Annotated in this window: 10 protein-coding genes; 7 read left to right on the forward strand and 3 right to left on the reverse strand. The window is 41.9% G+C overall.

The features are described 5' to 3' along the window. Positions 1 to 197 precede the first annotated feature (197 nt). A complete protein-coding gene (locus V7K36_RS30220) occupies positions 198 to 1,451 on the reverse strand; it encodes an ABC transporter substrate-binding protein (protein ID WP_335121324.1) in 1,254 nt (417 codons plus the stop codon). 363 nt (positions 1,452 to 1,814) lie between these two features. On the opposite strand from V7K36_RS30220, the gene V7K36_RS30225 reads away from it, so the two are divergent. Continuing rightward, positions 1,815 to 3,383 carry a metallophosphoesterase gene (locus V7K36_RS30225; protein ID WP_335121325.1) on the forward strand — a complete coding sequence of 523 codons (1,569 nt, stop codon included), beginning with the start codon at positions 1,815 to 1,817 and terminating at the stop codon, positions 3,381 to 3,383. A gap of 248 nt (positions 3,384 to 3,631) precedes the next feature. Here the strand turns inward: V7K36_RS30225 and V7K36_RS30230 are convergent, their stop codons facing one another. After that, positions 3,632 to 4,978 (reverse strand): ABC transporter substrate-binding protein, encoded by a 1,347-nt coding sequence (locus V7K36_RS30230; protein ID WP_335121327.1) that lies wholly within the window; start codon positions 4,976 to 4,978, stop codon positions 3,632 to 3,634. A gap of 294 nt (positions 4,979 to 5,272) precedes the next feature. Between V7K36_RS30230 and V7K36_RS30235 the strand changes: the two genes are divergently transcribed. From V7K36_RS30235 to V7K36_RS30255, 5 genes are all read left to right on the forward strand, one after another. After that, positions 5,273 to 5,494 (forward strand): hypothetical protein, encoded by a 222-nt coding sequence (locus V7K36_RS30235; RefSeq protein ID WP_335121329.1) that lies wholly within the window; start codon positions 5,273 to 5,275, stop codon positions 5,492 to 5,494. Between the two features lie 115 nt (positions 5,495 to 5,609). Beyond that, complete coding sequence (locus V7K36_RS30240; protein ID WP_335121331.1) at positions 5,610 to 6,368, forward strand: YebC/PmpR family DNA-binding transcriptional regulator; 759 nt, start codon at positions 5,610 to 5,612, stop codon at positions 6,366 to 6,368. Positions 6,369 to 6,664: 296 nt separating this feature from the next. Continuing rightward, positions 6,665 to 6,958, forward strand: coding sequence for a hypothetical protein (locus tag V7K36_RS30245; RefSeq protein ID WP_335121332.1), 294 nt, complete (start codon positions 6,665 to 6,667; stop codon positions 6,956 to 6,958). 1,130 nt (positions 6,959 to 8,088) lie between these two features. Further along, positions 8,089 to 8,256 carry a hypothetical protein gene (locus V7K36_RS30250; protein ID WP_335121334.1) on the forward strand — a complete coding sequence of 56 codons (168 nt, stop codon included), beginning with the start codon at positions 8,089 to 8,091 and terminating at the stop codon, positions 8,254 to 8,256. Positions 8,257 to 8,484: 228 nt separating this feature from the next. After that, entirely contained in the window at positions 8,485 to 9,744 is a 1,260-nt protein-coding gene (locus tag V7K36_RS30255) for an FAD-dependent hydroxylase (protein WP_335121336.1), read from the forward strand. Between the two features lie 3 nt (positions 9,745 to 9,747). Here the strand turns inward: V7K36_RS30255 and V7K36_RS30260 are convergent, their stop codons facing one another. Continuing rightward, a complete protein-coding gene (locus V7K36_RS30260) occupies positions 9,748 to 10,368 on the reverse strand; it encodes a Uma2 family endonuclease (protein ID WP_335121443.1) in 621 nt (206 codons plus the stop codon). Positions 10,369 to 10,581: 213 nt separating this feature from the next. On the opposite strand from V7K36_RS30260, the gene V7K36_RS30265 reads away from it, so the two are divergent. Beyond that, positions 10,582 to 12,573, forward strand: coding sequence for an MASE1 domain-containing protein (locus V7K36_RS30265; RefSeq protein WP_335121338.1), 1,992 nt, complete (start codon positions 10,582 to 10,584; stop codon positions 12,571 to 12,573). The last annotated feature ends 347 nt before the right edge of the window (positions 12,574 to 12,920 follow it).

The raw sequence follows: 12,920 nt of genomic DNA on the forward strand, positions 1-12,920 counted from the left end.
GGGTTTCGTTCCTACGCAAATTAAGGCTTTTGGCTTTAATTGAACCGGATTGTGACGCGGGTTCCATACTTACAAAAAAGTGACGGTGGATCTTGATGCTTGGAATTCTTTTATTCATGACCTTTAGGGATATTTGAATCGACTCTTATAATGACTTTACTGCTTACTACAAACCCCCAAACTAGCTTGAGAAAGTACTATTTTACGCTTAAGAAAGAAAATTTACCATTGGTGCCGTTTGCTTCCATCTTCAGTTGTGCAACGTAAAAGTCTTTCTGAATGACATCACCTACTGGTGAAAAAGCAATTTCACCAAGAGGAGTTTGATACTTTCCTTTGAGTAACTCCTGATTTAATTGTGTACGCAATTGTGGCAGCGTCAATTTGTTAATTTTGCTTTTTTTATCCAAAGATTGTAGAGCTTCTATATATACTTGCAAGGCAGTAAAAGCTTGAGCGCTCACTTGGGGTGGTTCTCTACGATATTGTTCAATGTAGGCTTTACGAAATGCAGTGTTAATTTTACTGGGATATACAGGACTGTAAGCTTGAGCAATAATCACACCATCACAAAGCTCTCTGCATACAGAAAAGATATGAGATGTATTAAAACCATTGCCACCAACAATTATTCCTTTATAACCAAGTTCCCGTAGTTGTTTAACTAAATTACCTCCATCTACAGCTAACCCGGATATAATCACTAAGTCTGGTTTTAAATTAATCGCATCGCTGGCTTGACTTTGAAAGTCGGTATCTGTAGTTTGAAACTTTTGTACTGTTACTAAATTCAATCCTAAATCTTTAACTGTCTTCTGAAAAATTTCTGTTTCCGACTTATTAAAAGCATCATTTTGAGCGTAGAATACAGCTACTCTTTTGATTTGAGAATTTTGCTTGAGTGCGGCTTTCACCGAATAAGGAGCGACGACAGCAACAGATGAAGAAACACGAGCAACATAATCACCGATTTCGGGAATCCCTTTAGCAGTATTTGATGCTCCCATAACTGGAACTTGATTACGTTCTGCTATGGGGTCAGCGCTAAAAGCTTGTTGTGACAGGGTAGGGCCAACAATGGCAACAACTTTATCTTTATTAATTAAAGTTTGAAAGGCATTAATGGCTCCAACTTCATCGCCACCAGTATCTTGATATACTAATTTAATTGGTTTACCATTGATACCACCTTGCTCATTAAAATACTTTTCGGCAATTTTTACTCCATCAGTTCCTTCTTGACCAAGTAATGCTATATTGCTTGTTTGGGCAAAAGCGATACCGATCGGAATCGCATCAACTGCACCTGTTGTTACTGTTGGGTTATTTGCAGAATTTGCACCAGTAGTGCCACTTTTACTACAGGCTATTAGTAGCATAGAGCAGAGAAATAATAATCCTGTTTGATGAGCGATACCAACAAAGAGCTTAAGAGCGATCGCATTTTTCATAGATGCACAAGTATTATGTTTATTACGATAGTACGGCTATGTAGGCAAAGCCCCTGTTAATTACCTGAAAATTGCGTAATACATTTAGTGGTGGTGAGTAGTAAATTTTACGCTAAGATGCAAAGGCACTAAGGGATAAGAATTAAATAATATACAATTTATGTCCCTGGCTTACCTCACCCTCAATCCCTCTCCTTATAAAGGAGAGGGATCGTGAGACAGGATGAAGTTTTGCATTTTATTTAATCCACGTTCCTAAGAGAAATTTTGTGTTTAGCAGTCTCTGGAAAGGAGATTTAAAATAAAACCCTTATTATTTCGTTACAATCTGCATATGCATTAGGCATTGAAGAGTTATCAGCCATGAAATTGATTTCCGAGCCACCGATTCCTGTAAAAATTCAAAAGATGAAGGAACGGGTGCGGTGGATGCATCCAAGTTTTGTGGAACGGGGAATTGACCAAACCAGCATGGTGATTGACGATCGCAGGCAGGATAGTCCAGAATTTTCGTTTATGGTTATCGGTGATTCCGGCACCAAATCCCATTCTCGACACCACCCCCAACGAAAAGTTGCTGAACTGATGCTGACTCACCGAGATGATTGCAGTTTTGTGTTGCACACAGGCGATGTAATTTATGTGGTGGGTTCCCAAGAATATTACTCGACAAACTTTATTCAGCCTTATCGGGAATTTCTGGTCGGTGGCGACAACCCCAAAGGCATTTCTTACGATCGCATGGTGTTTAATCTGCCATTCTTGCCAGTACTTGGTAATCATGATTACTACGATGTGCCGTTAATCTACCGTTGGCTGGCTGGAACTACGTTACCACTGCGTCGCTTGTTGCGCTACAAAGATAGTGAGATTGGCTGGCATGGATCATATCAAGGCGATGCCTATGCACGGGCGTTTTTGGACTATACAGGGGCGATGTCTTCCCCAGAATTGGAACGTCATTTAGATCAACACTATACTGCTAAGACTGACACAGGGCGCTGTTTGCGTTACGAACCTGGACAGTTTACCCGCTTACCCAATCGTTATTACACTTTCCGTTACGGCGGTATTGACTTTTTCGCTTTAGATTCCAACACCTTTAATACACCATCACCATTACCTGCAACTCAAGAGGGAGAAATTTACCGCCGGGAATTGCAAAAGCGTCGCCAGGAAATAGATCAAGAAGAATTGCAGATTTTGGGAATATGCGATCGCCTCAACCCAGATAAACCCACCGACGCCGAACAACTCGATGAGCTAAGTGCCAAATTAGACCAAATAAATGAGATCAAAATCGATATTGAAAAACAACTAACATCTCAGCAAATGCCTGCGATCGACTTTGAACAACTTGAATGGTTGCGAAGCAGACTAATCGAATCTTGGAACACCTCCGAAGTGCGCGGACGTGTAATCTTTTTCCACCATCCACCCTACGTCACAGAAGCTACCAAGTGGAATCAGGCGCAAACTTTGGCGGTTCGCCACCGCTTGCGCTGGGTGTTTGAACAAGTGGCACAAAATCTTGGTTCTCTAATTAAAGAACGTCCTATAGTGGATTTGATTTTAAATGGTCACGCTCACTGTTTCGAGCATCTTTGCACAACTGATACCGGATTTGCTGACTCCCACATTAACTGCATTATCTCTGGTGGTAGTGGTCATCGTCCCCGCTATCAACGGCGAGGGGGGACTGAATTGATGGAGACTTTTACCGAAATTGCCGGTAAACCCATTCGGAAAGTTGCAGATTCAATGCTTTTTGTGGGTCGTCATGACTACAATTCTCAGAACCGACTGCCTTACTCATGTGTGCGGATTGATGTTCTGGATGGTCGCCCACCCAAGTTTATCATCAGACCACTGATTACTGAACGTGTTGAAGATGAGTGGTATAACCGCGAACTTGAACCTTTTGTGATTTAAACAAAAAACCTCACCCTGGTTATGCTACGCAAAACCTGTCCCTCTCCTTAGTAAGGAGAGGGATGTACTTTTTTGACAGGGTGAGGTTTTCCAGGGATTTTGGGTAATCGGATCACTTGTGTGTACACCGTAGCTCTCAAAAAACCTCACCCTGGTTATACTACGCAAAACCTGTCCCTCTCTTTAGTAAGGAGAGGGATGTACTTTCTTGACAGGGTGAGGTTTTGTAGGGATTTCGGGTAATCGGATCACTTGAAAATCAAATCTAGGCGTTGCTGGGTTGCTTTGAGTGAATCTGCTGGCGAACTTTTACCCAACAATACAGATTCAATCGCTCGCCCTACACTGTCAGAAATCCGATTGTAACCAGGAAATATCGGACGCGATCGCCCATATTTAGCTTGATCTAAAAATACCTTCACCTGTGGTATTTTATTGACGAATTCCTGATATTTTCGACTTTGACGAGATTTCAAATTCACGGGTAAATAGCCAGTTCCCAATGCTAATTCTGTCTGAAATTCTTCACTCAAAGCATATTCGGCAAACTCAAAGGCTGCTCTTTGGCGTTTCGGCGTGGTTTTGAAAAAGAAGAGATTCTCACCACCAATAACAGTAGCAGGTTTCTGCCCAACCGGAATTGGAAAAACATCAAAATCAACACCAGTCTCTTGAAATTGCCCCAGAGTCCAAGGGCCATTTAATTGCATTGCCACTTTACCAGCCAGCAAGTCATCTGTCTCATAACCCCGTTCTGGACCAGATAAAATCGCGGAACCGTCTGTAATTAAATTGCGCCAGAATTGCAAAGCCGCGATCGCACCTTGATTATCTTGCAAATTTACTGCTGCTGCATTCTGTGAATCACCACTCACCAACTCGCCGCCACCACTCCACATAAACGGTAGCCAGGTGAACACTGTAAATTCTCCCTTCCCCAAAGGTAGAAACATCCCATATTGATCTGTTCGTCCATCACCATTAGTATCACGAGTTAATTTCTTCGCAACTTGTCCAAACTCTTCCCAAGTGCGCGGTAATTCAGTAATCCCTGCTGCCTTAAACAAACTCGGACGGTAAAAAATACCAACATTATTCGTAGCAAAAGGCACAGACCAAATCTTCCCGTTGTATTTCATTGATGAATATAAAGCCGGGTCAATTTCGGCTTTGATTGGAGATTGATCCAGCATTTCATCCAAAGGTAAAAGCGCATTGAGTTCTACCAATTGACCTGCGATCGTTGGATTGTACCACAATAAATCTGGGGGTGCATTTCCTACCACCGCCGCTAAAATCTTGGGCGTTTGCTGATCCTGTTGCCCAACATAAAGCGACTCTACTTGAATATCTGAGTGGGATTGATTGAATTTGTCTACCAGCTTTTGCAGCACATCCCGATTTGGCGGCGGATTTACACCTTGCCACAAGGTTAAATGAATTACTTTATCTTGCTTAACACCAGTTAGAATACTTTGACATCCAGCTAAAGCTAGTATGCCCACCAATAATAGAAGCAGTAACCTCCTAAGATAGCGTGACACTTTCTTTCTTTTTCGCTTGGCATAGCGGGAAGACGAAAAAAAATCGTGCATGATGTTGATTAAAATGATTGATCAGTTCTCGTAATTTAGCTACTACAACTTTGCAATTCTGATGTAGCGTTGCACAATGATCTTAATTGACGTTCTCGCCGTCAGCCATTAAGCAATACATTCAATTACAAAAGGAGGTCTAACAGAGTATGCCAAGGACTTATTGCGATCCAGAAAACCCTGGTGATTTTGTAACAGAAGAGGACGACGGTACAACAAGAGAGTCCACACAAGAAGAAATAGAATAAACCGTAGAACAGTGGCAGGAATGGGACAAAGGCGAGGGCGATAAAAATGGCTAGGCGGGCAACCGTAAATGATCTGATGTCCGGTAAGCTGATATTTTACTGGGCGGATCAATACCAAGTATGGTGGCTGTCTGATACTCATGTATGCCTGTGCCTTCCTGGGTGTAAACCTAACGCATGGATAGCGCCATACCCAGCAGGTACATACGCTAAACCTACGAGTTGGATACTACCTATCAATCATCCTGGAATGATGGTTTTTGAATGAAAGGAGTCAGAAGAACTCCATCGCTTTATGGGTGGAGTTTAACAACCGCACCTTTGCATCTGGGCAAAAGCTAGGTATATCCTAATCTTGAATAGAGTTTTGATAATTTAAGATTATGGCAGGACATAGTAAATGGGCAAATATTAAGCGCCAGAAGGCCGTAGTAGATGCAAGGAAGGGAAAAACCTTCACTCAGTTATCTAGGGCGATTATCGTTGCGGCTAGAAGCGGTGTACCAGATCCGGCGCTGAATTTTCAACTTCGCACGGCAATTGACAAAGCAAAGGCTGCGAGTATCCCCAATGATAATATTGAACGAGCGATCGCTAAAGGTGCAGGCACTTTTGGCGGTGATAATGCGATCTTTGAAGCGATTCGCTACGAAGGTTACGGCCCTGGTGGTGTGGCAATTTTAATCGAAGCCCTCACAGATAATCGTAATCGCACTGCTGCTGACTTGCGTGTAGCTTTTAGTAAAAATGGTGGCAATCTCGGTGAAGTCGGTTGCGTTAGCTGGATGTTTGAGCAAAAAGGCGTTTGTGTGGTGCAGGGTGTAGTTGATGAAGAACAGCTTTTAGAAGCATCCCTTGAAGGCGATGCCCAGTCTTATGAGATGACTGAAGATGAGATGGCTGAAGTATTTACTGACATTGGCAATTTAGAAACCCTTAGCCAGACATTCAAAGATCAAGGATTTAAGGTAATTGATGCCGAATTGCGCTGGATTCCTAGTAATAGCGTAGAAGTTACTGATCCCGATCAGGCGCGATCGCTTTTCAAATTAATTGACACTCTAGAAGGCTTGGATGATGTGCAAAATGTCACAGCTAACTTTGAAATAGCAGAAGAATTAATGGCTCTCAGCATTTCCTAATCAAAATTAACACAGCCATCTTAACCTATCAAGCTATTTAGGCGCGACGCCGAATAGCCCGTAGTAGACATCGCTACCTTAGAAAACCTAGATGATGTGCAAAATGTTACATCTAACTTTGTAATAGCTGATCATCTTATGGCAACTAGTATCACTTAGCAAGGTATTTACTTAAAGTCATCTATCTTTGAATAGAGATAATTAAAAAATCACACGTAAGATTCACACAAATTACAAACTAATGACATACGACTAGTAGATAGTTAGGCAATTGGTTATTTGATGAGGAGTTTTAAATGAATAAGTTCGCTAAAGCCTTACTTTTGGCTCTAATGTTTGCTACCCCTGTAGCCGTTTCTACATCTACTGTTCAAGCCAAAACTACTCCTACCCCGACTGCAACTTACGCAACTGCTAAAGTTGCCAAATCCAAGACTGCAAAACGGAAACATCATAAACACAAACACCACAACTCTAGCAAAGCTGTTAAAAGTAAATCCGTAGTTAAACAATCCGCAGTTAAAAAACCCGTTACTCCACCAGATGCAACTACGCCACCTGCACCTACACCAACTACCCCAAGTAACTAATTATTGATGAAAGTAAATAGCTGTTCTTCTCATCTTTTGTAAAGCCGTCAGACGCTTCCTTGATATCTGCTTAATAATGGTTAAGCTGGCAGTGAACATAGACTATATAGCAATAAGCTTGGTTAGCGCCAAAAAGCTTAAGCTGTGTAGGTTGGGTTGAGGAACGAAACCCAACATTTGTCGTGGTTTGTTGAGTAACACGAATGTTGAGCCCAACCTACAATTATCCTTAACCCAAGGGTATTGGGCTATAGACGGTTATTCATGCAGGGCTAGTTCATTCTCATCTAGCCCGTCTCAGAATGAATTCTGAGTCTAATAGCGAAACTCGTCTAAAGACGACGTTTGAAAAGTATTATTGCTAACATCAAAAGCTCAGAAACCTAACCCCCCTAGCCCCCCTTCCCTACAAGGGAATGGGGGTTTCAAAGCCTCTCTCCGCTTCTGGGAGAGGAATGGAAGCGGGGTTTTTGATATACTTTACGACTTTTCAAACATCCTCTAAAGACGACTGAGAAAAGTTTATAGTCCGTTTTAACGGACTTTAGCTAAAAGCCTGTGAACTTTAGTTCTGGGCGGTTTATGCCTAGAACTAAATAGCCCTGGTTATTCATCAGTGTCTTACTGCTCAAATATGATCTTTATAGTTGCTGTTAACTTTGATATTTTGCAGTAGTTATATAACAAGTTTATTTTCTACTACTCTCTAACTACATACCATACAATTTAGACCTGCTGTGGATCACAGTAGGTTTTTTTTGAAGTTGGTAAATTTCTTTAAAACAATAGAATCACCCTTATTTATAGTGGTTCTCAGGTGGATGAAGTACATCAGATCAAAACCTCATCCCCTTAGCAAGGAAAGAGGAGATAAAGTACAGGTTTGTCGGGGTAAGGTTAAGCTGTACATCACTAAATTAGAAAACGCTATAGTCTAACAATTAACTCTAGCTACTTGCCGAAAAACTCCGTGTTTTTTCTCTGAAGACTAATAAATTATCAGGTGTATATAGATGCTAATATCGGCAAAAATATCCACGAAAACTTCATATAAATAACAAGATATCGACATATGTATTTGTCATATTCAATTCATAGATTCACTGAATAAAGAGGATCAAGGAAATCACATGAACAAGTTTGCTAAAGGTTTAATTATAGCTCTGGCGATCGCTACCCCCGTAGCCATTGCTGCACCAATCTTTCAAGCTACACCGGCTTCAGCTGCTGTTAGGCATTATTATAGACATCATCACAAACCAATGCGTCACCATCACGTTCGCAAACATCATCCATAATCTCCTGCTGTAAAACACAGCATATTTAATGATAAGTTACTCTTAGTAGTAATAGTTGGTAGTAGCTCTGCAACAAAATTTATACTTTATTTATCAGCAAAATAAGTAAAGCTGTGTAACCTCGCTGTTGTCCTTAGTCATCAGTGAGGTTTTTCAATTTTATTAACTTGCCTTAAAGGGCGCGATCGCGTCAAAATAAAAGTGAAGACGCTGTAACCTAACTTAACAATGGCCTTAACGCAGCTTGAGCAAACTCTTTCCCCTCAACCAACACCGCCAAATGAGCGGGGATATGAATATGATTTGGTAATTGTCGGCGGTGGGATTATTGGGTTAACTCTAGCCTCTGCTTTAAAAGATTCTGGTTTGAGTGTCTTGCTGATTGAGGCAACATTGGCATCAGCGGCGGTAGCAAAGGGGCAAGCCTATGCAGTTCATAAGCTTTCGTCGCTAATTTATCAAGGAATTGGAGTTTGGGACAAAATGTTGCCTCAAATCGCCAAATATTACCGGGTTCGTCTTTCTGATGCCGATTCTCCCAATGTGGTGGAATTTACCACAGATGATCTAAATACATCAGAGTTGGGTTATGTGGCGGAACACCAAGCGTTGTTGCAACCGTTGCAGGAGTTTGTCCAAAATTGTCCAAATGTGACTTATCTGTGTCCGGCAAAAGTGGTAAATACGCAGTATCAGCAGGATGTAGTAGCGATAGATATTAAAGTTGCCGATCGCTTACAGACAGTCAAGAGCAAATTACTAATAGCAGCAGATGGGGCGCGATCGCCGATTCGTCAAGCTGCTGGTATCAAAACCTCTGGCTGGAAATATTGGCAGTCTTGCATAGTTGCATTTGTCAAACCAGAAAAACCGCACAATAACACCGCTTACGAAAGATTTTGGTCTAGCGGCCCTTTTGCAATTTTACCTTTACCGGGGAACCGTTGCCGCATTGTCTGGACAGCCCCGCACGAAGAAGCAAAAGCTTTATGTACTTTAGATGATCAGCAATTTTTGGCAGAATTAACCCGTCGCTATGGCAATCAGATGGGGAAATTGGAATTACTAGGCGATCGCTTTGTATTCCAAGTACAACTCATGCAAAGCGATCGCTATGTTCTCCCGCGACTGGCATTAATTGGTGATGCGGCGCACAATTGCCATCCTGTGGGCGGACAAGGTTTAAATCTGGGGATTCGGGATGCAGCAGCTTTGGCGCAAGTAATCCAAGCAGCGCACCAAGCGGGTAAAGATATTGGCGACATTCAAATTCTTAAAGGTTATGAACGTTGGCGCAAGCTAGAAAACCTGACGATTTTAGGTTTCACCGATTTGTTAGATCGGATGTTTTCTAATAATTTCTTACCTGTGGTAGTGGTGCGTCGCCTCGGTTTATGGTTTTTGCAGCGAGTACCTGTATTAAAGGTGTTTATGCTGAAGTTGATGATTGGTTTGAAGGGACGGACTCCAGAATTGGCAAAACGATAAACGCTACACCACACCAGCTTGAAAAATCTGATTTAGGGTGAGATTTAATTCGGGAAAAGTTTGGGAAATAATGCGATCGCTATCTCGAAACTTACTTATCTGATATTCTCCATCAACTAAGTTACAAACAGAGATTGTCGGTTGTTTGGGATTACCGATAAAATTACGTCCACCCAAGGCAACATAATCGACAATCCAGTATTCGGGGATACCCATCTCTTCATAGTCAGCGTATTTTAAGTAGTAATCGTCCCGCCAGTTAGTTGATACAACCTCAATTGCCAAAGGGATCGATGCACTCAAACTAACGATAGATTGTTTTTTCCATAATTTTTCGCTTGCCAGATTTGCACGATTTAGCACCAACACATCTGGGACGTAACCAGAATCTTTTTCAGGAGGTCTAACTATAGCTTGGTTGGGCATGAAGTAGGGCAATCCTAGACGTTGGATTTCAACAGCAATTTCGATACATAGAAATCCTTTAACTTCTTCGTGTTCCCCTACTGGTTGCGCCATTTCAACAATTTGCCCTTTATGTAGTTCGTAGCGTACTCGTCGATTTTCGGGTAGCCAATCGACAAATTCCTCAAAGGTTACTAGCTTGGGTATGGCTTGAGTCATAGATGATAGAGAATTACTGATGATAGAAATATTATCTCTAATCAGGAGACTGCGGACAGCTTTTTCACCACAGTTGAGAGCTAGGGTATAAATCACCGCTTGTTTTAATACGTTTTGTAAACTACTTTCATAGCTGCTTTATGTTCCGACGTTAAGAGAAAAGGGCATTCTATGTTTAGAAAGGAACCTTGATATCAAGCAGCCACTAAACAGATGATTCAACAAAAATCCTCTATATTCCCTCATCCGCTAAGGCAAATCGGAGGCACCATTGTTTTAGCGATCGCCTATTATGGAATGGCTGAAATTTCACGGCACCTTGCCTCCACACCCCAGAATGTGACTCCAGTTTGGCCTCCAGATGGAATTGCTACTGGGGCTGTTCTATTGTTTGGTAACTGGATGGGCTACGGTGTTTTGCTGGGTTCATTTCTCGCTAATTTCTGGGCGTTCCGAGATCCAACAAGTTTCTTATCCTTGGTGATTTCAACGCTGCCAGTACTAGGAATTGCGATCGGAACAACTTTGGGGACTCTGTTGGGTGCTTTCCTGCTGCGGAAAACTACCAACATTCACTATCCCTTAGAACGTGTTACCAACGTATTCAAATTTTTGATCTTAACCGGGATGGTGGGGCCGATCATCAATGCAACTGTTGGAGTGGCTTGCTTGGCGTTGAGTGGTAAAGTTCCCTGGACAGCGTATGGGACAGTCTGGTTAACCTGGTGGATTTCTAATGTTTCGGGAATTTTTATCGTTACTCCGATTCTGCTTAGTTGGGGGCAATTAATTCAAAAAAACCGACATCCAATCTGGCAATGCTTATCCCTCAGTTCAACCTCAGAGGATTCTGAAAATCTCCCTCATCTTCGACACTCAATAGCAAACTCACACCCTTTAAGATTCTGGTTAATCATAGAGCCAGTTATCCTTATGGGGTTAGTCATTCTGATCGCCAAAGTTGCTTTTGGTAAGGGATATCACTTAGAGTATATGTTAATTCCGACGTTAATCTGGTCTGCCTTTCGACTGGGGCAACCGGGTGCAACACTGTTAACTTTTATTGTGGCTGCGATCGCAGCGATCGCAACCGTCAATGGCAAAGGTGGTTTTGTGACTGCGAATCTGAACGAATCTTTGATGCAGCTGCAATCATTTATTGGCGTGATTACACTTACCATTTTGGTGCTAACAGCAATGATCGCCGAACGAACACAAGCAGAAACCAAGCTGCGTTTAGCTTTTGCCGAATTAGCCAGAACCAATGAAACTCTGGAAGTTCGAGTTCAGCAGAGAACTGAAGAATTGAATCAAAAGAATACGACTCTGAAGCAAGCCCTACAAACACTGAAACGGACTCAATTGCAGATGATTCAGAGTGAAAAAATGTCTGCATTGGGACAGATGGTAGCAGGGGTTGCCCATGAAATCAATAACCCGGTTAATTTCATTCATGGCAACTTGAATTATGTTTCTGAGTATATCCAAAACTTGTTGAGAGCATTGCAAGCTTACCAACAGCACTATCCAAATCCACCTCAAGCTCTGCACGCAGAATTGGATAAACTTGAACTGGACTTTTTACAGTCAGATTTGACCAACATTCTTCAGTCCATGAAAATTGGTACTGAGCGTATCTGTACTATTGTGTTATCGCTGCGGAACTTCTCGCGCTTGGATGAAGCAGAATTGAAAGCGGTAGACATTCATCAAGGGATTGATAGTACTTTGGTGATTTTGCAACATCGATTGCAAGCAACAGCCGATCGCCCACAGATCCAGCTTATTAAAGAGTATGGTGAGTTACCACTGATTGAATGTGATCCTGGCTCCCTTAATCAAGTGTTTATGAATCTTTTGAGCAATGCTGTTGATGCATTAGAAGAATCTAATCAGGGGCGTTTGTTGCAAGACATTTCAGCCAACCCCAATGCCATCTGCATTCAGACTCGTCAAATCGATACAAACCAAGTGATGATTATGATTTCTGACAATGGAATAGGCATTTCAAAAGAGATTCGCTCTAAACTATTTGATCCTTTTTTCACCACTAAGCCCGTTGGCAAAGGCACTGGTTTAGGTTTGTTTATGAGCTATCAAATTGTGACTGAGAAACATGGCGGTAATCTTTGGTGTGATTCCAGACTGAGGCAAGGCACAAAGTTTGTGATTGAGATTCCTGTAAAAGCTCAGAGGATTGCTTGAGCAAGGAATGTGAATTCTACCAAATACTATCTTTGGCAACTTGGTATTACAGCTATTTTCAGGTAAATAAACCACGCGGTAGGGGCACAGCAATGCTGTGCCCTTACGACAGATGTGGTTCAAATACTTGAATTCTCCTGTAAATAAAATACAAAACCTCACCCCCAACCCCTCTCCTTACTAAGGAGAGGGGAGACTTTGCGTTTACCGCCCCTACCCTGCGGGAAGGCGAAGCACCTATGCGTTTAAATTTCAACTCTCAATTCGCCACGATTTTACGCAAAGCTGTACTTAGAGGAGATATTGCGATAATAGATCAAGCTAATGATTTTTTAACAAGAAGGTAA

The sequence above is a fragment of the Nostoc sp. genome (genome assembly GCF_036919555.1).
GTDB lineage: Bacteria > Cyanobacteriota > Cyanobacteriia > Cyanobacteriales > Nostocaceae > Nostoc.